General features: G+C 68.0%; 19 protein-coding genes. 11 read left to right on the top strand and 8 right to left on the bottom strand.

All coding sequences use genetic code 11. The features are described 5' to 3' along the window. Nucleotides 1-213 precede the first annotated feature (213 nt). Nucleotides 214-2,034, top strand: a complete 1,821-nt coding sequence (locus ACSNN9_RS06170) for a DUF262 domain-containing protein (RefSeq protein WP_436671692.1) — start codon at nucleotides 214-216, stop codon at nucleotides 2,032-2,034. A 203-nt stretch (nucleotides 2,035-2,237) separates the two neighbouring features. Here the strand turns inward: ACSNN9_RS06170 and ACSNN9_RS06165 are convergent, their stop codons facing one another. Next, entirely contained in the window at nucleotides 2,238-2,858 is a 621-nt protein-coding gene (locus tag ACSNN9_RS06165) for a DUF6642 family protein (RefSeq protein ID WP_436671691.1), read from the bottom strand. Between the two features lie 523 nt (nucleotides 2,859-3,381). On the opposite strand from ACSNN9_RS06165, the gene ACSNN9_RS06160 reads away from it, so the two are divergent. Together ACSNN9_RS06160 and ACSNN9_RS06155 are read left to right on the top strand one after the other, a co-directional pair. Further along, nucleotides 3,382-3,633: a DUF7662 domain-containing protein gene (locus ACSNN9_RS06160; RefSeq protein WP_436671689.1), complete on the top strand. Its 252-nt coding sequence runs from the start codon at nucleotides 3,382-3,384 to the stop codon at nucleotides 3,631-3,633. After that, nucleotides 3,630-4,322, top strand: coding sequence for a hypothetical protein (locus ACSNN9_RS06155; protein ID WP_436671688.1), 693 nt, complete (start codon nucleotides 3,630-3,632; stop codon nucleotides 4,320-4,322). The genes ACSNN9_RS06160 and ACSNN9_RS06155 overlap by 4 nt, the downstream gene beginning before the upstream one ends. A 586-nt stretch (nucleotides 4,323-4,908) precedes the next feature. Here the strand turns inward: ACSNN9_RS06155 and ACSNN9_RS06150 are convergent. From ACSNN9_RS06150 to ACSNN9_RS06135, 4 genes are all read right to left on the bottom strand, one after another. Next, nucleotides 4,909-5,760, bottom strand: a complete 852-nt coding sequence (locus ACSNN9_RS06150) for a hypothetical protein (RefSeq protein ID WP_436671687.1) — start codon at nucleotides 5,758-5,760, stop codon at nucleotides 4,909-4,911. Between the two features lie 69 nt (nucleotides 5,761-5,829). Next, the gene (gene pglX / locus ACSNN9_RS06145; RefSeq protein WP_436671684.1) at nucleotides 5,830-9,405 is read right to left on the bottom strand and encodes a BREX-2 system adenine-specific DNA-methyltransferase PglX; all 3,576 of its coding nucleotides are present in this window, start codon (nucleotides 9,403-9,405) and stop codon (nucleotides 5,830-5,832) included. Nucleotides 9,406-9,541: 136 nt separating this feature from the next. Further along, the gene (locus ACSNN9_RS06140; RefSeq protein WP_436671681.1) at nucleotides 9,542-9,886 is read right to left on the bottom strand and encodes a hypothetical protein; all 345 of its coding nucleotides are present in this window, start codon (nucleotides 9,884-9,886) and stop codon (nucleotides 9,542-9,544) included. A gap of 256 nt (nucleotides 9,887-10,142) precedes the next feature. Beyond that, nucleotides 10,143-10,382, bottom strand: coding sequence for a winged helix-turn-helix domain-containing protein (locus tag ACSNN9_RS06135; protein WP_436671679.1), 240 nt, complete (start codon nucleotides 10,380-10,382; stop codon nucleotides 10,143-10,145). A gap of 285 nt (nucleotides 10,383-10,667) precedes the next feature. On the opposite strand from ACSNN9_RS06135, the gene ACSNN9_RS06130 reads away from it, so the two are divergent. After that, a complete protein-coding gene (locus ACSNN9_RS06130) occupies nucleotides 10,668-10,961 on the top strand; it encodes a DivIVA domain-containing protein (RefSeq protein WP_436671677.1) in 294 nt (97 codons plus the stop codon). Further along, on the top strand, nucleotides 10,958-11,308 hold the full coding sequence (locus tag ACSNN9_RS06125; RefSeq protein ID WP_436671676.1) for a hypothetical protein: 351 nt from the start codon (nucleotides 10,958-10,960) through the stop codon (nucleotides 11,306-11,308). Before ACSNN9_RS06130 ends, ACSNN9_RS06125 begins: the two co-directional genes overlap by 4 nt. Before the next feature lie 81 nt (nucleotides 11,309-11,389). Here ACSNN9_RS06125 and ACSNN9_RS06120 read toward each other — a convergent pair whose 3' ends face one another. Next, nucleotides 11,390-12,301 (bottom strand): hypothetical protein, encoded by a 912-nt coding sequence (locus tag ACSNN9_RS06120; RefSeq protein WP_436671675.1) that lies wholly within the window; start codon nucleotides 12,299-12,301, stop codon nucleotides 11,390-11,392. After that, the gene (gene brig1, locus ACSNN9_RS06115) at nucleotides 12,298-13,185 is read right to left on the bottom strand and encodes an anti-phage DNA glycosylase Brig1 (RefSeq protein ID WP_436671673.1); all 888 of its coding nucleotides are present in this window, start codon (nucleotides 13,183-13,185) and stop codon (nucleotides 12,298-12,300) included. Before brig1 ends, ACSNN9_RS06120 begins: the two co-directional genes overlap by 4 nt. 60 nt (nucleotides 13,186-13,245) lie before the next feature. Between brig1 and ACSNN9_RS06110 the strand changes: the two genes are divergently transcribed. From ACSNN9_RS06110 to ACSNN9_RS06085, 6 genes are all read left to right on the top strand, one after another. Then, nucleotides 13,246-13,773 (top strand): DUF6998 domain-containing protein, encoded by a 528-nt coding sequence (locus ACSNN9_RS06110; protein ID WP_436671672.1) that lies wholly within the window; start codon nucleotides 13,246-13,248, stop codon nucleotides 13,771-13,773. Between the two features lie 291 nt (nucleotides 13,774-14,064). Then, nucleotides 14,065-14,493, top strand: coding sequence for a hypothetical protein (locus ACSNN9_RS06105; protein ID WP_436671671.1), 429 nt, complete (start codon nucleotides 14,065-14,067; stop codon nucleotides 14,491-14,493). 7 nt (nucleotides 14,494-14,500) lie between these two features. Next, nucleotides 14,501-15,445: a hypothetical protein gene (locus ACSNN9_RS06100; protein WP_436671670.1), complete on the top strand. Its 945-nt coding sequence runs from the start codon at nucleotides 14,501-14,503 to the stop codon at nucleotides 15,443-15,445. 66 nt (nucleotides 15,446-15,511) lie between these two features. Then, nucleotides 15,512-15,673, top strand: coding sequence for a hypothetical protein (locus ACSNN9_RS06095; protein WP_436671669.1), 162 nt, complete (start codon nucleotides 15,512-15,514; stop codon nucleotides 15,671-15,673). After that, a complete protein-coding gene (locus tag ACSNN9_RS06090; RefSeq protein ID WP_436671668.1) occupies nucleotides 15,670-16,275 on the top strand; it encodes a hypothetical protein in 606 nt (201 codons plus the stop codon). The genes ACSNN9_RS06095 and ACSNN9_RS06090 overlap by 4 nt, the downstream gene beginning before the upstream one ends. Next, nucleotides 16,272-17,234: a hypothetical protein gene (locus ACSNN9_RS06085; RefSeq protein WP_436671666.1), complete on the top strand. Its 963-nt coding sequence runs from the start codon at nucleotides 16,272-16,274 to the stop codon at nucleotides 17,232-17,234. The genes ACSNN9_RS06090 and ACSNN9_RS06085 overlap by 4 nt, the downstream gene beginning before the upstream one ends. Here the strand turns inward: ACSNN9_RS06085 and pglW are convergent. Next, entirely contained in the window at nucleotides 17,184-21,575 is a 4,392-nt protein-coding gene (gene pglW / locus ACSNN9_RS06080; RefSeq protein WP_436671664.1) for a BREX system serine/threonine kinase PglW, read from the bottom strand. The genes ACSNN9_RS06085 and pglW overlap by 51 nt on opposite strands. Between the last annotated feature and the right edge of the window lie 59 nt (nucleotides 21,576-21,634).

The raw sequence follows: 21,634 nt of genomic DNA, 5'->3' as shown, positions 1-21,634 counted from the left end.
TTCGACGTGGCGGCCGATAGGTTGACCGCGGGTGGCACTTGCCGCCGCAACTCGACAACCAGCGGCTGTCAAATGCACGACTGCCGCCTCCGCCCCTTGTTCCGCCTTCGCCGCTTTGCAACCATGTCGACTCCAGCAGTCGTGTCCTGGCCAGTCCCCGGGGCTGCGCTGCATGGTTCCTGCGTTGCCCCTACTCGGAAGGCGTGTTCGACGGTGGATGCCAACACCTACTCGTTGAAGCAGGTTCTCACGCAGGATCGTCGTTACGTCATTCCGACATTCCAACGAGACTACGAGTGGACCCTCGACGGCCAGTGGGCTCTCCTCTTCGAGGATCTCGTGGAGACCGCCGATCGCCTGTTCCAGGCACGACAGCAGGCGGCTGCCAGCGGTGAGCCGCTAGCGAAAGCGGACAGGAAGGTTCCTCCGCATTTTCTCGGTGCGATCGTCTGTGACCAGCTGCCCGCTGCTGTCGGGGGCCTTGACCTACGCGCCGTCATCGACGGGCAACAGCGACTGACCACCGTCCAGCTTGTCCTGCGGGGCGTGTTGGACGTGCTGATTGAGCACCGGTCACCACGCGCCAACCAGGTGCGCCGGCTGCTGGAGAACCACCCGGACATCGTCGGATCGCCCGAGGAAAGGCACAAGCTCTGGCCTCGTCGAAAGGACCGGCAGGTCTGGCCGGTGGCCATGGCGGACGATCTTCCCGAACAGGGGACCCACCTGTACCTCCAGGCACGGCGCTACTTCTCCCAACGCACGCGGGAGGCGGTGAAGGGAGCCGAGCCCGAGCGGCTGGACACCTTCGTCGACGCGTTGCTGGATCTATTCAAGCTCGTGGTCATCGATCTTGAGGACAACGACGACGCCCAGGTCATCTTCGAGGTGCTCAACGGCCGGCAGACTCCCCTGTCCGCAGCGGACCTGGTGAAGAACCTGTTGTTCCTGCGTGGAGAGTTGTCGGACGAGAAGGAACTGGAGAAGATCTACGACACCTACTGGGCGCCATTCGACGAACCTTGGTGGAAGACAGAGGTCGGGCGAGGGCACGCCCAACGCGGCCGGCGGGACGTCCTGCTCTCCGGATGGCTGACCGCTGTGTCCCGGTCCGAGGCGAGCGTCAGCCACCTCTACGGTCAGGTGCGAAGCTACCTCGACGGCGCCGGACGCAAAACCGTGGACGTGCTCGCGGAACTCCACGACTTCGGGCGGGCCTACCGGGTCGTCGTCGGAGCCGAACCGGCTGAATCGCAATCGCTCCGGCAGTCCTACCAACGACTGGACGCCCTGGGCATCACCACGGCTACTCCGCTGTTGATGTGGCTACGCACCCTGCCGCCCGACAGTCTGTCTGCTGTAGACCACGCACTGGCGGTCCGTGCGGTGGAGTCGTGGGTCGTCAGAAGGCTGCTCGTCGGTGCCAATACGCGCGGCTACGGCAAGGTCTTCGTCGACGTACTCAAGGGTGCCGCCGAACGGACAGCCGTGGGTGGCCCCTCGCTCGTCGAGGCAGTCGTGCGTGTCCTCCGCGGTGCGGACGACACCCTCTGGCCGGACGATGACGAGTTGGTCAAGGCGTTCGCCACGCGCAGGTTCTACGGAAACCTGACGCAGGAGCGGATTAGGCTGGTACTAGGGGCCATCGACCAGTACCTGCAGGAGAACAACCCGAAAACTGAGCCAGCAATTTTCTCTTACGAGAAGTTGCAGATCGAGCACGTCATGCCCCGGGATTGGCGGAAGCACTGGCCGCCGACCGCAGCGGACGAGGCTGGCAAGCTCCTGGAAACGCAACGTCGCGACGAAGCGCTGCACCGCATTGGCAACCTCACGCTCGTGACTCCGACCTTCAACAATTCCGTGTCCAATGGGAGTTGGGCCGTCAAGCGGCCAGAGTTCGCGCAACAGTCGAAGCTGCAACTCAACGCACCGCTCGCCGACTGCGAGACGTGGACCGTCGAAACGGTCGACGAGCGGAGTAGGACGCTTGCCGGTGTCGCAGCCATGGTCTGGCCTCGCTTCTCCGTCTGATCACACGCCCGCTTGGCTCCGACGGGCGTCACTGCCCGTCGGCGCCATACGTATGTCCGTTACCCTGCCCGCATGTCAGAAGCCGGCGATGGATAACGAGCTTCAGCTGATCGGTGACGGCGTTGGGCTGGCGGTCATCGGCGCGGGGAACGACGAGGAGGGTTGCCGAGGAAGAGTGAGTGGGCGATGCCCGCCAGCACGAACTACGCGGAGACGGTAGAACCGGGCGACCTCATCGACGGAATCTTCGGGCTGTTTCCCTTCGCATAGACCACCCGGAAGCCCAGGTGTTGTGCCAGTGGCGCCCAGCGAGCGGAAGCGGCAAGTTGCTCAACACTGTTGACCTTGCCGCTGTTGACAAGCCGGTGCAGCACGACCGTCTCGAAGGCGGCTGACTCGATCCAGTCGACCTGCTTCGTGAAGCCGCACACCAGGGCAGCGCCGGTTTCGTGCAGGAAGTCGGTAAGGTACGCATCGGAGCCGCGAAGCACCGAGCAGCCACCAACGTAGATCCGTTTGCCCTGCCATCGTCCCGCCACCCAGCCGGCGATATCACCGAGACTCGTCTCATGCGAGTCAGACAGCCACAAGCTCCTGGGAGAGCCGTGGAACGCGAAGAACCCCACCTCGAAGGCGGCATACTTGCGCAACGACCACTCTTTGAGCAGATACTTTAGTTGTTCCGGAGTGACGGCGTTCCGATGGATGTAGCGCAGGCTCTCCAGCCCGTCCAACAATTCCAGCGTCGGCCGTACGCTGTGGCGCCGGGTCAGATCGCGATCCCAATGCCCCTCGACGCAGAAGACTCCCTTGGGCTTTCCCACTCGCAAGATCCTTCCTGACATCTCTCGGTCGTGCCCTGGCCTTGCGGCCCGGATGGCCATGGCACCGCCCGCAGCGCTCGGCGACGCCACTTCTGGATCTTCTCCATCTGCGTCACAGAGCCGACTTTCCCAGTCGAAGACAGTGAGCCACTACCGGTAGGGCTGTGAGGACAGTCCACGACTGTCCAAGTTCTGGCCGGGTGTGATGACAGTACTTCCCTACTTCACGCCCGGGCACCCGGCCCGCCTCTTGCCGACTAACGCGATATGAAGTGTCGAACTGGCGACAGCTAGACCACCGTCCATCGCAGACAATCGGACGCTAGCCGCTGTCATGGCAGGGTGAGCGCGTTCCCTGCAGGGAGGTCGGGGCAGCATGACTGGTGAAGCGTCCCCTCTGGGTGTGCCTGACGATGCTGGCGCTGACGTCGTTCTCCTTCATCTATGCCCCAAAGACCCCCGGTCAGAGCCTCGAAGAGCATCAGAAGGAGAAGAACCGGTGCCTCACTGAACTGGAGACCACGTGTCCAAGTACAACTCTCTACGAGATCATCTACGGCGGCGGACAAGCGAGGTACGGTACACGCTCGACCAAGTTTCGGAACTGGTGCCGGGTGGGCTACCCCCATCGGCCTACCGGTACGAAGCGTGGTGGGCCAACGGCGACCAAACACATGCGCACAGCCGGGCCTGGGGAGACGCCGGCTTCACAGCTCATCCCGACCTCGCCAACCGGACAGTGCGATTCATGCCGAAGCCGAGGGCGTCGCGGTGACAAGCGAACCAGCGTGTGCGCCGTTTGCGGGAGAGCCTCCCCCGCGCGAGACGTACATCATCAAGCACGGGTTCCAGTTCAATCCAGAGACCTGGCGACGCCGGTTGCCAGATCCGATCGACCTACCGGCCTGTATCGATAAACTCCCCCGAGTCGGTCGCTGGCCCCGCATCACGCGCGGGGATCTGCTGCAGGCGGGTGCCGCCGCACACACCGGCCGCGCGGCCATCGACATTCTGATCGGGGCGTACATATGGGGTAGCGGACTGCCCGGTGGGCGAGGGCCAGCCCGCCTGCGCAAGGTGTTCGATCTCAACGACGGTCGCACGGAGCGGCACCTCGGTGAAGCACTCCAGGTCTTGCGGAGTGAGGGACCTCGGGCGGCATACGCGGCCCTCCATCACGGAGGTGACTACAAGCTGAAGCGACTGGGCCCCTCCTTCTTCACCAAGCTGCTCTACTTCCTCGGCTGGGACTCGGCAGCGGGCGACCAGCGGCCCCTGATCATGGACCAGTACGTGGTGATCGGCATGAACGGTTTCCGGGGCACGAGTTGGCGACCGCTTGGCCCCTGGAGCGCGAACAAGTACGGCGAGTACCTCGCCTGGGCGCATGAGCGCGCGAGTGGCTGGGGCAGCGGGACCGAGCCTGACGTCGTGGAGCGGGCGGTTTGGGAGCACGGCCGGTGATGGCTGGTGCGAACACCGTGGGTACGAGTCGATCCGCCTCCTTCCCCATCCACGTGTACTGAGCCGAGTTGGCTAACAATCGGTCATCATCATCCAGACGCAAACAAGCCTCGTCAGAGTGGCCGACAATCATGGGCTGCCGGCCACTCACCACAGAGCAAGGATTCCAATGCGCCTCAGCCGTACCGTCACGATCCTCGCGACCGCCGTCACCGCGGCAATCACCCTGACTGCCTGCGGCGGTGATGCTGGCGGCGGAGCCGAGCCGCCTCCCACTCCCAGTGCTTCCGCGCCGACCACCGGTCCGACGGCTTCACCAACCGCGGCTACCTACAAGCAGCTCCACAAGGCGGCCCTCACACAGGCGCTTCTGCCCCTGAAGTCAATGCCGGCGGGCTACAGCGAGGCTCCGCTGTCTGAGCCACGAGTTGCGACAACTGCTGGGCGAGCGGACCGGCTACATGAAGCGGTATCCCGCCGTTCCGCTCGCGCTTGGTTGATATCGCACGTCCTCCAGAGTGGCGACGGGGCAATCTGAAAGTGTTGCCAGGACCCGGGCGGGAAGGCTAGGAGGGGTGCGGAATCTCTAGTCCAAGGGCGTGCACCCTGACCCCGGCTCCTGTTTGGCGCCATCGGCAGCAGAGCACTCATGAATACCCGCATCTACGACCTGCGCATCTACGACTTGCTGCTTCGGCTTCGCCAGTTCCGAGCCGGACAGGTGCTCCTTCAGCCTCTTGGACATGGGGAGGAAGGTCGCAAGAGTAAGGCCGCCCGACACGACGGCCCCGACGAGGGGGATCGCCTTTGAGACAGTCTGTGCGAAAGTCTGCTTGGTCATCTGAACGCCGAGGTAGCTTGCGACTTTCTTGACTACCGGGTAGACAACGCCCTTGGTGAGTGCCTTCTGCGGTAGTTTCTTGACAACTTGCTTGGAGATCTCACCCGAGATTTTCCCCACGGCAGCGTTGGCCGACTGGGTGCCGAACATCACGCCCACGAAGAGGATGAGCATCCCTTTGGTCGCGTCGTCGAGGTCGTCGCTGTCGGCCGAGAAAAGGTCCGGCCAACTATAGAGGTAGGCAAGTTTTTGTGCCACTCGGAGCATGTGGCCGAAGTATTGGGCCAGGTCGGCGGGCACAGTGGCGGGCAGGAACAGCAAACCGGGCATCCCCGCAGCGGCAGAGAGAACGCTGGCCTTGGCAGTCTCGTAATAAATGGAATCGTCTGCCGCCTTATCGAGAACTTCGAGAGGGATTCCGGCTGCTGCGGGGGTCTCTTCGATTGCTCGGCGAATTTCGTCCTCGGAACAGTACTGGGTCAGGGCACTCTTGAGATATTCAGCCCTGCTGATGCGTACGCCCGGAAGACCTGCTGCGCTCACCAGCACTGCCGAGAAGCGCGCCTCCGGGTCCTCGATAGCTTGGCTCGTGGCCATGGCATGGACCTCCCCATCTGATCTCTGTAGAACCGTCACCGAGGAACGCCCCGGACGTGAATCCGCCACCTATGCCTTGGCTTTACGACCGCGGGTGGCCTTGGGCGGGCGCCATGAGGTGAGCGCCTCGTCGGTGAGGTGGAGGCGGTTGGTGGTCTCGGCCAGGAAGCCGGCGTAGATGTCCGCCGGCGAGGCGCCCCACTCCGGGTCGAACTCGCCGTGCCACTGGCGTACCCAGGGGAGGATCTCGCGCAGCCCCGCGACTAGCGGCGACAGCCGGTCGGCGGCCCAGCCGTCCTCCTGCTCGCGGGCGACGATCAGGGTGGCCAGGGCCTGGGCCTGCTCGCGGTGGTCCCAGCCGGCCCAACCGACCAGCAGCGACGGGTCACCGTCGCGGCTGGCTCCCGGGTACGAGACGAACCGCTCCTTGGGCACGTCGAGCTTGCCCCGGTGCTTCCAGTAGCTGCCCTTGAGGAAATCCGCCGAGGTGTACTTCGGCGGCACCGGGATCTGCTTGCGGAACTCCCGCTTCGCCGCCTCGTCGGGCAGCGCGTCCTCCTGCCTTTGTAGGTCCCACACCTGCTCCCAGTCGGCGCGCTTGGCCAGCCCGGAGTCCTTGTAGCGCAGCGCGGCCAGGTGCGGCACGTGCTCGTCGGCGACCAGGTCGGCGATCACCTTGCCGAGATCCTGACCGGGCGCGTAGAGGTTGGCGACGGTGAGCACGTCGTCGTCGCGGCGCAGCTCGTCGGCGAGCTGGGCGGTGGTCAGCGGGCGCGGCTGCTCCAGCCCGTCGACGTGGTGGTACCACAGCTCACGCGCCTCGCACCGGTCGAGCAGCCAGTCGCGCAGCGCCTTGCGCTGCATCGCGTCCCAGCCGTCGGTGGCCCAGCGCCGCTTGCACTCCGGCCGCTCGATCAGCCCGATGTTGCGGTTGCCCTCGATGACCGCGATCCGCCGCTCCACGACCGCCTTGTACTCGTCCGACCAGGACGCCGGCAGCTCGGTGATCGGCGTAGAGCCGTGCCGGGCGAACCACTGCGTCTCCAGGCCCTCGTCGCGCATCTTGCGGGCAAGCACGATCTCGAAGGCCCGCTGCCCGAGCAGCAGCATCGGCGGCCGGATGCTCTCCGGGGCGGTCAGGTCCTCGTCCAGCAGCCCGTAGAGCGAGTAGACCTGCCAGTCCAACTCCTCCTGCAAGCAGATCATCGCGCCACGCAGGTAGTGCCACTCGTAGCTGGCGGCATCCAGCCGCTCCCGGGTGGGTACCCCGGACCCCGCGACCGCCGCCGGGCTCACCGTGGCAAGCCGCTGCGCCAGGCCATCGATCTCCCGGCTCAGTTTCAGGGGGTACGCCGACGGCAGCGGAAACTCCTGCAGTTTCGTACCCGTGAACTCGTAGAAGCGTTCCCACATCTCAGTCTTGATGCCGGACTGGTAACCCTCGTTTCCCTTGTTGTGGCTGACCTGCTTGAGCCAAAAGCAGGCGGTCGAACTGTTGAGCAGCCCTAGCAGCCGCAGGTGATCGTTCTCCGACGCCCCCTCCGGCAACTTGATCACCGGCGCCGACTGCTTGAAGACCTTCCCACCCCGATCTAGCACAAAATGGTTATGCGTAGCCACAAACGCAAACGCAATCGACAGCGGCGCCCGATACCGCTTAGCAAAGAACATCGAGTATTCGAACCAAGTTAGTCCACGTGCCAGCTGGTCGCTACCATAAGCCACCCGGTTCATGAGAATCCGGCGCAACGGCCAGAGGGCAGCCTGCACGGTGGCGTCCGGCGCCGCCCTCAAACTCTCCTCGTGATAGGGCCATACGGATTCGACTGGAGCGTGGAGATCCCAATCTCGAGTGACGTCACCCTCGACTATTGGGCGCCGGTGCTCCTCACGCACGCGCCGTCTCCGGAGGAACCCATCACCCACCATGTAGGCACTGTCCTCTCGAGTGACCGCTCCAAACCCGATCTCGTCCACTTCGGCGGACAGAATCTTGTTGTCTGGGGACTCGATTGCGGCCTGAAGCTCACCGGCCCCACCGCCAGCCAAACTCCATGGATGGGCCGCGAACGACCGACGCCCGAGATCAGACACGCTCACCCACTGGCTTTCGGAGCCTGGATTTTGGATTTGCTGCACAATGGCTCGCCAGACCAGACCCATGCTCGGTTCAGCGGGTGCGCTCGGCTCGCCACGGATGCCCATGACGGTACGGATAGTCCCAGGCCTGTTCAGGTTGGTGTTTCGGCCAACCAGAATGACGGTAGGTGTGCCGTGGCCGGGAATATAGGCGCCGGATGTGTCGACCACCTGGGTTAGGTTGACACGGGTAGCGAAAAGTGTCTCGATCATCTTTTTGCCAAACTCGCGCTTCATGAATGAGTTGGCCGTGATCTGCCCGACGTACCCGGCACCCATTCCAGCCGCATCAGCGGTCTTGCCAAGATCGAAGAAGCGCTGAGCGAACGGCACCGAGAGGGCATACTCGCGATAGCAGGTGTCGTACATGTCACGGTAGGCGTCGCTTAGGTTCTTGTCTTTGACCGTGATGTAGGGCGGATTGCCGACCACGACGTGGTAGCGGCCGGCGCCGAGGATGCCGGGGTGGTTCTGCACGTCCTCGGTCGCGTAGGCGAACTCGACCAACGGGTCCTCGCCGAAGAGAGTCCCCTGCCTGTGCTTCATGAGAGAGTCTCCGACAGCGAGGTGTAGGGGGAGGACGAAGTTGGCCGTGCCGGCGAGGGTCTTGATGCCGCTGGCGCGGAGGGCGGCGACGAGGAGGCGGAAGCGAGCGATGGCTATGGCAAAGGGGTTGATGTCGACGCCGTGGACTGCGTCGAGGGCGAGGCGTACGCGCTCGTGAGGGTCCCGGTTGGGGGCGTGCTGCTCCCACTCCGTCAGGAGGCGGTGGAAGGCACCGAGGACGAAGTGGCCCGAGCCGCAGGTCGGGTCGATCATCTTGACCACGTCGTGGCCGAACTCTTCGATTGCCGGAGTCAGCGTCAGGTCGAGGATGAACTCCTCGACGAACTCCGGCGTCTGGAGCAGGGCGTAGGTCTTGCGGGCCGCCTCGGAGAGGTCCTGGTAGAGGTCGCCGAGGAAGCGCGTGTCCCACTCCGGGTCGGTGAAGTCGTGGACCAGGCCGCCAGTCTCGCCACGTCGACGCCAGAAGGCGATCAGGTTTTTGGCCTCGTCGTGAGACAGCGGGACCTGGTAGAGGGGGTTGTGCCGCTTGTCGAACAGCGACTTGCCGGCCTGGGTGCTGGCGATGGCATCGAAGCCCTGGTGCAGCCAATCGCGCAGCGTCTTGTCGGGCTGGTCGCGGAAGAACTGCGCCTCGGCCTCCTCGGCCAGCACCAGCCGGTCCCCCGGCCCGGCGAGGTAGGGGTCGGGCAGCAGGCCGTTGTCCTCGCAGAAGCGTACGAAGACGGTGCCGAGCACCCAGGCGACGGCGACCTGGGTGACGCGCTCGTCGCGCCAGGCCGCCCAGGTGGCGGCGGTGCGCCCGACCTTGAAGGCGTGGTCGTACTCGCCACGCAGGCGGAGGCGCACCTCCTCGACCGACTCGGCCTGCTCCCGCAGGTCCTTTTCCAGGTTCTTGACCTGCTTCTGCAGGTCGGACAAGAGCAGCTTCCGGTCGATCACCCGACGACTCTAGCCGTCCCGTCAACGGGACGGGGCTACCCGTAAGGCCTGTTTCCGTCGCCGGCCCGCTACCTACGGCTCCCGCGTCCAGAGCTTCGCGTCGTTCACGAAGACCACCCTTGGCCTGTGGCGGGCTTCAGTCAGCCGCGAGGCGAGCATTGATCCTGGCTACCGCCTCGTCCCGTGCCGAGGGGTCCGACGACCACACCATCGTGGTCCGGCTCGAAAGAACCATGAAGACCACCCGACCGCCCGTCCTGGTGGTGATACGCAGCCGTGGCGGCGTATCGGCATGGGCGGCGACAGCCTCGATGTCCACCAACGCGATCCGCCGGACACGGCCCAAGCCTGCTACGGGCGTGAACGTCACTTCTTCGTCAGTTAGCGCGAGTGTCCCGCCGAGCAAGGCGAGCCGTCCCGCAAACGAGGTGCCCGAGGAGACGGGCACGCTCGCCACCCACCGGTTGTTGCCGCTCGTCACAAATGGATCCTTACCCGGGAAGCCTGTTGGAGTCACTATCTTGCAGGGCGACACCAACTTTCCGCCATCACGGAGTCAGTCGCGCTGGCCGTCCGGGCGATCGCCGTAACGTCCACTCCCTGATCTGCGAGGGGCGGGCATCGAGCTTCCCTGCCCCGGGGTGAGACTGCCAGTGCAATGCCATCAACACCGCCAGCTACCCGTTGACGCATAGACGATGGGTCCGGTCGAGCGCCGATCCGGCCAGCCCCGCTACCTACGGCTCCCGCATCCAGAGCTTCGGGTCGTTCACGAAGACGCCCTTGCCCTGGTGGCGCCAGATCACCCTCAGCGCTTCGAGCCGCACGTAGACCTGCTTGACGGTCGACGGGCTGACCTTGTGCGTCGTGGCGAGCTGCGTGATTGAGGGCAGCTTGTCGCCCGGCCTGAGCTTCTTCGCTCTGATGTCGGCGACGATCTCGTCGGCGATGCGGATGTAGTCGGCGGTGATTGGCATGACTCCCCCTGCGTGGCACGCCAATTCGATCACGCAACGACACCTTGCAACAACTCATCGTTTGACTCAGATGACTGGGACAGCTAAGTTGAGAACTGCGTCTCCCCTTGCGTGGCAACAAGGAGTAGAGGCGTTCCCCTGGTCGGGGCGGGTGTTTCGTGCCCGTCCCGGCCTCATCCGGCTGCTCTGTCGTCGTACCGCTGAATCGGGCCGCGGACGACCCGCCCTTCCAGACCCCACCGCGCGGAGCCTGCGCGCTCCCGCCTGCCCGCAGAGAGGATCGTCGTGGCTCAGGTGTATCGAGGCGGTCAGCCCTACCCGGCCGGCTGTCCGGGCCGGTTGACGCCGCACGAGGTGCGGACCCGCGAGTTCGCCGCGTGCCGGCGCGGTGTCGACCCCTTGGAGGTACGCGAGTTCCAGGCCCGGGTGGCCGACGAGCTGGCCATGCTCAACGAGACGGTACGGCTGCTCAGCCAGGAGAACGACCGGATCAAGCGGGCGCTGCGCGACTGGCAGACCATGCACGCGCGGGAGTGCCGGCCGCCGGAGGAGTACCACCGCAACTCCGGTCACTGGTGACCGCGCGCCCCTCCCCCGGCGACCTGCTCGTCGTCGACGGCCGGGCCTCGGTGCAGTTCGGCGGGGACCGCGCCCTGACCTTCCGCGTCGTCTCGGTCTCCGACCAACCGACGTACGCCGGCTGGATCTGGCTGACCGGCTACGTCCTCGACCGGCGCGGCGAGGCGACCGACAAGCGCGAGATCTACGTCCAGCTCGCCGGCCTCCGCCCGGCCCCTCCTCCTGACACCCCGTCCCGCCGCGCCCCGCGCTCCCGCCCTGCCTCGTCCTATGTTCGGCGACCTGATCAGGGCAGCGCCGCGAGTGGCGACCGCGCCGGACTGCGCGCCGGGGCTGATGCTGGGTGACGCCCTCGGTGCGACGGGTGGCGCGGCGCCGCAAACAGGTGCGGAACAGGTCGAGGCGAGCGGCCCCCAGTGGTGGGGCCGCTATCTCGACCGCTGACGATCGAGGGTGGCCGGCCGCCGCTGCGAAAGCGCGGTGGCGGTGCCGGCCGGTGCCTGCGCACCGACCATCCTCTGGTACGCGACCCGGAGTGTCGGCGCCACGATCTCGTAGAGGTAGGGAACACCGTTGAGCCCTCCCCAGCGCAGCTTGCCCCAGGCGGAGGGATTGGTGAACGACGCGACGAGGGTGCCGACGCCCGCGAGTCGCGCCTGTTCGAGGTGCGGGGCAACCTGACGGCGCCGGCCCATCAGCTCGGTGAGCACCTTGTGGACCTGGACGCCCTGCACGATGCACAGCGTCGGCTCCAGGATCTTGACCGTCGCGGCCAAGTGCGGAAGGCAGTTGCGGCTCATGGTCGCGTCGCTCAACGACCTCGCCCCGTTGGCGGTGGCCGAGCAGAGCCGCAAGTTCGCCATGGCGTACGCGTCGAAGACATGCACCGGTTGCCGCACCCCGCTCATGCGGAACTGCTCGCCTTCCCGATCGGCTCCCGGCTTCCGCCCCACCGCGAGCCGGATGGCATTGGTGGTGCCCTTCATGTGCGGATTCCGGTCACTGAACGGCAGCTCGGCCGACTTCATGACCTCAGCGTGGCGCTGATCAAGAGTCACGTGCTCTCTCGGGTGCACCGTGTCCATCGCGATGACCAGGATGCGGCACGGTTTCCCGCCCAGCGTGAGGTCGTAGTGACGGCCGACGTGTGAGAGCTGCCCGGCGGCGAAGGACACCTCGGGCCGCGGTGCCCCCCGCCCGTCGAACATGACGGCCCGCCGGCAACTGCTCAGCTTGCGGCAGACGCACTTGTCCGACGATCCGAGCACCTGCGCGCCCATGTACTGGCGCAGCTTCTCGACGCGCCTGACCGTGGCGAGAGTGTCGCTTGCCGCCGTCATGGCGACACCTCGGCATCGCTGCCACGGACTCCGGTTTCGGTACCAGCACCGGCCCTGGGTCGAGGGGGCGGTGGCGCGCTGCCTTCACTGGCAGTTCCCGCGCCGACGAGAGCGTCCCGGAGGAGGGCGGTCTCCTCGGCGCTCGGCGGTCGGGCTGATCCCTTATGCCACTCGACGACCAGCCGCTGGTCCGACGGCAACGCGTACGTCCGCACCGCCCGGCTGGGCACCTTCGACCCGTAGCGCCTGCCGCCGGATCCCAGCCTGCCCGTCCGCGGCAGCTTGAGCGCCTGGGCGATGCCGTCCCAGGGGCGGCCGAAGGCGAACACGTCCCGCACCGGCAGTTCCGCGATCGGCTGCCACACGAACTCGTCGATGACCTCCGGCGGCGGCCGCAGTGGCGCGGTTATGGCCTTCGAGTGCCACGGGTAACACTCGAAGATCAGCAGGTCACGATGGTCGGCGGTCGGATCCTGGAGCCACCGGCGGGTGAACGCGAGCCGCGCCTGGTAGTACCTGTTCTCACCCATCTCCTGCGGCAGGGTCCATGGCGAGCGGTTGTACGGGCATGTCGTCGCCCACCTGCTGTACGAGCCGTGCTCCTTGATCTCCTTGGCGAAGATGCCTTCCCGTGCCTGGAAGCGGGGACGGAATTCGCCAGGGTTCAGGCCCAGCACCACCATCCGTGGCGTGTGCTCCAGACCGAGGAGGTCACCATGGTAGAGCTCCGGGAACCCGTCACGAGTCACCTCGCCGGGCCCGACGCCCGCATAGGAGTCGAACCATGCCTTGAGTTCATCCGGCATTCGGTCTTCGCCGCTGAGCCATGATTCCACGTGGGCGTCCCAGAAGGCCGCGACGCGCTGCCGCGCGGAGGTCGTCATGACGAAAAGTTAGCGACGCGTGACTGGTCAGGCCAGGGCGCAACGCGAAGAATCAGCCTCGTGACCGAAACCTTGCGCCAATTGGCCGCGTTGCTGCGGGATCGCGACGAGTTGGACGCCCGGATCGCGGCGCTCACCGGGCGATCGGCACAGCCGGGGGACATCGGCGAGTTCATCGCCGCCCAGGTGTTCGACATCGAGCTGGCCGACACGGCGAACCAGGCCGGCTACGACGGCACCTTCCGATCCGGTCCGCTCGTCGGCCGGACGGTGAACGTCAAGGCCTACGGCGACGCCTTCGCCGGCCTCGACATCAGCCCGCACCCCTGCGACCACTACCTGATCCTCAGTGGGCCGGCCCGACCGCCGGGCGGCCTGCGGCACCACCGGTGGCGAATCTCCGCGGCGTACCTTCTCGACACCCGCCGCCTGCTCGCGACCCTCGCGGCCAGGGGTGTGAAGGTCGGAATCGCGACGAGCGTTCGCAGAGCCGACCTCGAGGTCGCCCAGGTCTTCCCCACTCCCGGGGCGCACGCCCCGATACGCCTCACGCCGGAGCAGACCGCGCTGTTGTCGCTGTTCACGTAGATCGCTCCTGCCCGCCGCCATCACTCGCGGGCCGGGCATGCGCAGCGCTGGTAATCGACCGCGCCGACTGGGGCGGACTGTCGTGATGACGACAGCACGCTGCTCCCACGATCGGCTGCGACACCGACCGCCGCACAAGCGATAGGCGATTTTCCATGGGAAAACGACGGCTTCCAACGCCACTGGATCAATAGGGGGAAGGCCCGCTCATTCTTGACAGGCATTTTGACGTTGGCATACTGGGCGGTGCCCGTTTCCCGGTGTGCGCCATCACGACAGATGCGGTGACCCATGGACGACCTGTCGGCAGCAGGCCTGGCCGCCGCAGCGAGCGCGGCTCTGATCCAAGCCATGGTCTCGGACGTGTGGCTCAACGTGAAGGACCACGCGGCACGCGTCCTCGGTCGCGACGAGACGGAGTCGATAGCCCGCGAGGACCGGGTCCTGGAGGATTCGCGCGAACGGGTGTTGACCGCCTCGCCGGAGCGCAGAGATGCGGCGTCAGCCCTGGAGGCGGCCCGGTGGGAGGGCCGGTTGCAGGCCCGGCTGGAGGAGGACCCGGACTTCGCCGTCGCGATACGGGAGCTGGTCGCCGCGGTCCGGGCGGCCGGCGCAGGCGTCGACCAGTCGACCACCGTGCAGCAGAACGTGACCGCCGGCCGGGATTCGTACACCGCAGGCCGTGATCTCACCGTGGGTCGCCCCGAACGAACCCCGTGAGTGACGCGTGACCGCGCCCCGGCAGGATGTCAGCGCACGCCGTGACGGCTATGTCGCGGGCCGGGACCTGCACCTGCACGTGGCGGGGCAGCAGCTCAGCCTCTATCCGGAGGAACGCTTCGCCGCGCCGCTGACCTACGATCGCGAACGGCCGATCTTCGTGCAGTACCTGAATCCGGAGATCCGGTCGTGTTACGGCCGCCCGCAGTCGGCCCGTTTCACGGAGACGGATCTGTCCCAGGCGCTGCACGCGACGCGGCTGGCCGTGCTCGCCACCGACGAGGAACTGATCCTGCCCGCGTCGTACCTGTTCGAGGTGCCCAGCCTGTCGGTCTTCCTCACCCGGATCCGGTCACTCGTGGTCCGCGGCGTGGTCCACTACTCCTCACACATCGCCGACCTCGCCTCCTACGTGGAGCACAAGGCCGTCGAATACCGCCGCGACGCCCGCAACCCCTACGAGCTGGCCCCGCACCGCAGCCTCACCGACGGCCTCGTCTGGCGACCCCGCTATGCGCAGAACACCGCCACCGACATCGGCCAGAGCTGGGGCACCGCGCTACAACCGGACGGCGAGCTGGCCACGACGCTCGCGAGCATCGCCGGTCGCTGGCCCCCGACGGCCGGTGACGTCGAGACGCACCTGCATGACGTGCCCGAACGGCTCGACGGTCAGGCCTTCATCAGCCGGTTCGTCCGGGCCACGGTGCCGGTGACGCTGGGCGCCGAGGAACGGGCCAGGATCGACATGTTCCTGTCCCGCGAATACCTCGCCAGCTACCTCCGCGACCTCGACGCCGCCATCGTCGCCGACTTCGACTTCGGCGACTTCTCCTGCGGGATTCGCCAACTGCGGACGTCCCTCGCGGACCGCGTGCTCTCCGCCCGCTCGTTCGACCTCGGCCTGCGATGGCTCGGCATCCATGACTTCGTCCACCGCAGCGCCCGCTAGCCTGAGCTGCTCACCCTGCGCTCGACTCCCGAGTTCGGCGCCGTCGCCACCGCCACGCAGCATCCGGTGCTCCGCGCCCGGCTCCGCGAGGCGGTGATCCGCGGGCGGAAGCGCCTCAGGTTCCAGAACGCGGCGACCATCCAGCAGGCGCTGACCGTGGTGGCCGTCGTCGCCAACAAGCTCGATGTCACGTTGAACCAGGCAGATCCCGACCGAAGGGCACGATGATGCTGATTTCCGTTTACTGTTCCGGGTCGATCATCAAGGGCGGAGGCGATCAACAACGTCTCTGCTGGACGGATGTGGAGCGGGAGGAGGTCGCGGCCGGGGCGGCTCCCTGCGACGTCGTCTTCCTCAATCCGGACGACCCGATCCCCGACGCGGGCAACACGTTGGGCCAGTTCGGCCGGGACATGTACCAGGTGATGGTGGCGACGGCGGTCATCGTCGACGCCCGGGTACGCCGCGGGATCGGCATCGGTGTCGAGATGGCGGCAGCGGTCACGCTGGGAACGCCCGTGGTCGTGGTCGCTCCCCGCAACTCGCAGTACCGCAGTGACGTGCTGGAATATCGGGGCGTGCGGGTGACCGACTACGTGCATCCGCACGTGGCGGCGCTCGCCACCGAGGTGGTCGACGACTTCGCCGCCGCCGGTCACGCCCTCGTGTCGCTGGCCGACCGACCCAGGGCGGCCCAACCTCGCCCTGCCTGGCTGTCAACCGCACTGAACGAGTACGAGAGCAACGTGCTCGGCATCGACACACCGATGCTCGACGCGCTCCGAAGGATCAGGGCCGGTGCGGCGCGAGTGCCCAGCACGACGGCATGATCGCCGACACGGGGTCCAGCGCCGTCGAGCCGATCGGCACCAGCACGGGGGTGACCGGTCTCCACCTGGTGCACAACCGGCACCTGGAAACGCTGCTGTTCGACCGCAACCTGACGGGCCTGCCGTTCCGGCGGGCGTGCCTCGCCAGCAGCAGGGAGTTCGTCCGGCACATCCGGGACGAACTCGACGGCGCGGATATCGCCGAGCTGATCGTCCTGAGCAAGGGCCTGGTCTACCAGCTCGCGGAGGCGGTCGCCCTCGAGGCGGGCCGGAACCTGCCGGCGAACCTGGTCTCCACGAGCAGGGTGGCCGTCGCCTCCGACGATGCCATGGTCGAGGTGTCCTACGCACGGTTCGACGCCGGCGGCTCGACGCTGCTGATCGGCGACACCGTCGCCTCCGGCGCGACGATCGTGGCGGCGCTGCGGGAATACCAGCGGTTCCACCCGGTCCGTCGCCTGTACGTGCTGTCGTACGCCGGCGCCCTGCACGGTGCGGCCCGCATCGCCGACTACTGCGCCAGGAGCGGGATCGAGTGCAGCATGCTCTTCGGCCTGGCGGCGTTCGGGCTCGCCGAGAACGGGTTCGACCTGTCCTTCCTGCACCCCGCGACCGTCACCAGGGACGCCTACCGCGAGCGGGCCCGACGGCAGTTCGCCGGCAAGCCCGTCTCAGCCGTCGGGTGGGACTTCGGCTCGCAGGCCATGGCACCGGAGAAGTACCGCCAGCTCTGCTGGGTCGAGGCCGGCTTGTGGGAACTGCAGGGCTCACCGGCCCTCGCCGTGGCCCGCGAGCCGGAAGACATGACAGCCCTCGCGCACGAGGCACCGGCGTACGCGGGCACCACGTTCCAGGCTGCGGGCAACGACGCGGTCCGAGGCGCCGAGGCCATGGTGGACGCTCGTACGTCAAGCGGTGACTGCGCTGCGGTGGGCGTTGACGACCCAGGCGTCCGGTAGGGCGATCCACTCGTTGTCGCCCACCCGCACGACCGCACCATCCAGCTTGGGCAGCAGCGCCGGATCCTCCATCGGGCAGAGCAGCCACACGTCGCCCGCCCCGGCACGCGCCGCGTCAGCCAGCTCGTAGAGCCGGTCCACCGCCCGGTAGCGCGCCAGCACCGCCGCGTCGTGCAGCAGCACCGGCCCCTCGTCGGCCCGCAGCTCCGCGCGCAGCTCGGGCGCGGCGAGCTGCCACGCCTGCTCGACGTACTCGCCCAGCTTGATCGCCGGCCGAGAATCAGGCGCCGCGATGTCGGCTCTCAGCACCGTCTCCCAGGTCGGCTTCGGACGCGCGTCGACCAGGGCGTGCAGGTGGTCCAGGAAGCGGGCCGCCACGTTGACCGGCCGGGCGTCGAAGCGCCGGATCAGTTCCTCGCGGGCCAGGGCGTACCGGTTGAGGCGTACCGTCAGGGCCCGGAACCCTCCGGCGGACCTGGCGCCCGTCAGCCGCTCCTCGGCCCGCATCGCCGCTGCCAGCTCCGGCGACTCGGCCGTCCACCGGCTCGGCGCGGCCGTCGCCGACGGGCGGCGCTGCATGATCGACATGGAGGACGACGCGTTGCGGGGCGGCGGCGGGACGTACCGGTCGCGGTCCCAGCGCAGCTCGAAGCCGGCCTCGGCGAGCAGCCGATCCAGCTTCGGATGCCCCGGCAACGGCTCCAGCTCGGGGAACCGCGCGGCGACCCGGTCGGCCACCTGCGTGGGGGTCAGGCCGCGCCGCTTGTCGGGCCCGGTCGCCGGTGGCACCACACCGGCCTGGGCCAGCCGCAGCGCCCGCACCGGGTCGAGGTCGCGAGGGTAGAGCTCTAGCCGCGCGGTCGCGGCGGCCCGCTCCGAGGCCACCGCCGCGAGCAGCACCCGTCGCCGCTCGTCGATCGCGTCGGCCGCCCCGCCGGGCGCGGTCACGGCCGCGAGGGTACGCAGCACCGTCGCCGGGCTGGGCAGCACCTCGCTGGCGGCGAGCCGGTCGGCGGCCTTACCGAGCGCGTCGGCGTAGTCGAGCAGGGCCGGCGCGGCCGGGGTGTCCGGGGCGTCGTCCTCGCCCGCTTCGAGGGCCACCAGCAGCCGCTCGCCGTGCCGGCGCAGCAGCAGACGCGGCTCGTCGGCCAGGGCGTCGATCTCCACGGCGGCCCGCACCGCGGCGAGCGCCACCGCCCGGCGCAGCGCGTCGCCGGTACGCACCGAACCCCGACTGCCGAGCAGCGCCGTGGCCAGCTCGGAGACGCCCATCACCCGACCGCCGTCGCGCAACAGCTCGATGATCTGCGTACGGACGCTGCCGACGACGGGGATGTCGTGCCAGCGCTTGCGCTGCTTGCCGAGGATCTGCGCGATGCGGGCAGAGCTCACGCCCAGCGCGGTGGCGACCTGCGGCTGCTGCGGCCAGGACGGCAGCGCCGGCAGCGTGCCGGAGGAATCGGGCAGGTGCAGCAGCAGTCGGGTGCCCTCGATCTCGGTGCCGTTGCGGCCGTTCTTCGCCGGCAGCAGCAGCGTGGCGATCGCGTCCACGCCGACGCGCACCAGATCGGCGTCGCCGTGCCCGGCGTCGGTCTCGGTGGCCACCTCGGCGGTGGCCGCCCTGCGGGCGGCGGGGGTGGTGGAGATGGTTTCCCGCTCCCCCAGCCGGCCGCGCCACTCCTTGACCCGACGCTGCAGCTCCTTGCGGGTCCGCGCGCCGAGGCCGGGGAGGGTGGCGAGCTTGTTCGCCACGGTGAGTAGCTCGCCGACGGTGGTGGCCTCCAGCCGGTGGGCGGCGGAGACGGCCCGCGGGGTGAGGCCGGCGGCCTCCAGCGCGGTGGCCCGGGTCGCCCTGGTCGCGGCCTCGTCCCGGGCCGCCTCGGCGGCCTGCTCGTCCGGCTCGTCGGCCTCGATCTCCGGGTGGTCGGTGCCGACCGGAGCGCTCGCGTCGGAGCGACGGAACACCTGGTGCCAGGCGTCGCGCATGTCCTTCAGTGAGGTGAACCGCTGCCGGTGGTCGCGGTGCAGCGCCTGCCGGAAGAAGTCGACCAGATCGTCGCGGATCGCCGGGTCGAACGCCTCCACGGCCAGCACCGGCGGGCCCTCGGTGAGCTGCGGCTCCGTGCCGCCGTCGCCCCAGACCGGCAGCTCGCCCGAGGCCATCTCGTGCAGGGTGACCGCGAGGGCGTACCACTCGGCATGCTTGTCGTAGACCTGCCGGTTGGCGGTGCCGAGAAACGGGTCCAGGTAGCGGGGGGTGCCGGCGGCGGTCTCCTTGACCGACACCCCGGCCAGGGAGAAATCGAACAGCACCAGCTGCCGGGTGCGGTTGGGGCGGATCCGGATCGCGATGTTGTCTGGCTTGATGTCGCGGTGGTAGACGCCCTCGCCCTCCAGGTAGTCGAGGGCGCCGAAGAGGTAGTCGCTGTAGGTTTCCAGCTCATCGACGGTGAGCCGACCGTCGTCGCGCAGCTTGCGGGCCAGCGTCAGCTCGCCCGCATGCTCCAGCACCACGACGGTGCGGTTGCCGAGCTGCAGCGGTTCGGGCCGGGCCAGCCGGATCACCCGGGAGTCGGTGAGCGGGCCGAGCACCCGCGCCTCGTGCGCGAGCCGGGCGCCCTTCTCGTCGGAGAGGCCGACCTTGAGCACCTCGTCCTTGCCGGTGCGCTCGTTGTGCGCGAGGAACGCCCGGCAGGTCGAACCGGTGCCGAGGCTCTTCCTGATCGTCCACTCGCCGACCCGGTCGCCGCCGCGCGCCTCCAGCGGGTCGACCTGCTCCGGCTCCGGTTCCTCCGGGTGCACCGAGGCGGGCGGCGGGGCGGTCAGCTCGTCCTCGACCTCCTGCAGCATCTCGACGAACTCGGCGACGGTGGTGAGTCGCTGGGTCGGCACCGGGGCGGTGGCCGCCTGGATCAGCTCGTCGGCGAAGAGGCTGATCCCGTCGGCCACGGCGGTGGCGCGCAGCCCGTTGTCCCGGGCCAGCCGGGAAAGGAGTTCGGGACGCTTCGCCGCCGGTGGCTCACCCGTCAGGATCAGGTACGCCAGCGCGCCCAGCCCGAAGACGTCCATCGCCACCGGGTCGGGCTTCGGGGCGGTCAGCTCCGGCGCGAGGTACACCTCGGCGGAGCGCTCGATGTGCGAGGCGGCGTGCGAGGAGAGAGTGACCGGGTCGCCGCTGCTGCCGCCCGCGGTGTCGGCACCCCGGGTGGCCGCCTGCCAGTCGCTGACCTGCAACTGCGGCACCAGCCAGGCCTCGTCCTCGCTGCCGCCCCGCCGCCGCCGACCAGGGCTGACCAGCACGCTGCGGGCCGACAGGGCGCGATGGTGCAGCCGCCGGCGGTGCGCGTACGCCACCGTCTCGGCCAGCTGACGGATCATGGCGAGCCGGCTCAACGCGTCGAGGCGGTCGCCATACTGGGCCATGTAGTGGTCCAGCCGGATGGAGCGAGGGTCGTACCGGAAGATCAGCGCGGGCCCGGCCTCGTGCGACTCCATCGAGTCGACCCGCACTATGCCCGGGTGGTTGATGCCGTGCAGGACGGTCATCTCGCGCTTCGCGGCGCGTTCGATGCTGGCCCGCTCGGACTGCACAGCGTTGCGTTCGACCAGGTAGATCCGGATTCGCCGGTGCTCGCGTTCCAGCTCCCGGTGGCGGGCGTGGTGGTCCTGCCACGTCGGGCCCAGGTCGAACGGGCGGGTCTCCAGCTCCCACGACCCGATCTGGTAGTGCTTGCGGCTGCGGGCGATGCCGACGGCGTTGAGCAGCTCCGGCAGCGCCGCGGACACCTCCTTGGTGACCCGCTGCCGCTCGTCCTGCGGCGGACGCTGAAGCAGCCACCCGATGGCCGGCAGCGGGCCGGGCTGGTGGCCGGGAGCCGGCTCGGGGCCGTGGATGCCGTGCAGGTGATGCTCAGCGAGGTTGACGATCAGACCCGGCTTGGCGAGGAAGACCGCCGCCTGCACGAAAGGAATCCTGACCGGCGCACCCGGCCGCTGGTTCGCCGCCGCCTGGAGCAGGGACTTGAGCTTCTTGGCCTTGGCGTCGGCCAGATGCAGCGGGTTGTCGAAGGTACGGGTGCTGTTCGGGCCGTACAGGATCCAGTTGGAGCCGCTGGAGGTCAGCCAGCCGGTCAGGCTCTTGATCTCGATGAGGTAGAGCCCGCCCGGGCCCGCCACCAGCAGGTCGACCTCGTAGGGGTGGCCGGTCTGCGCGGTGAAGGTGAAGTTCGACCAGGCGCGGTAGGGCTCGGTGTCGGGCAGCAGCGCCTGGACGTGCGCCAGCGCCTCCCGCTCGTGTGCGAACTGCGACGGCGTGATCGTCGTCCACCGGCCCTCCTGCATGCCGACGATCCTAGGGGCAGGTCAGCGGGTGGCGGTGACCGCCGTTCCGGTGGTTGATG

Source organism: Micromonospora sp. URMC 107 (assembly GCF_051386315.1).
Taxonomy (GTDB): domain Bacteria; phylum Actinomycetota; class Actinomycetes; order Mycobacteriales; family Micromonosporaceae; genus Micromonospora.
Note: the sequence above shows the minus strand (reverse complement) of the source record. Positions and strands in the feature narration are given on the sequence as shown.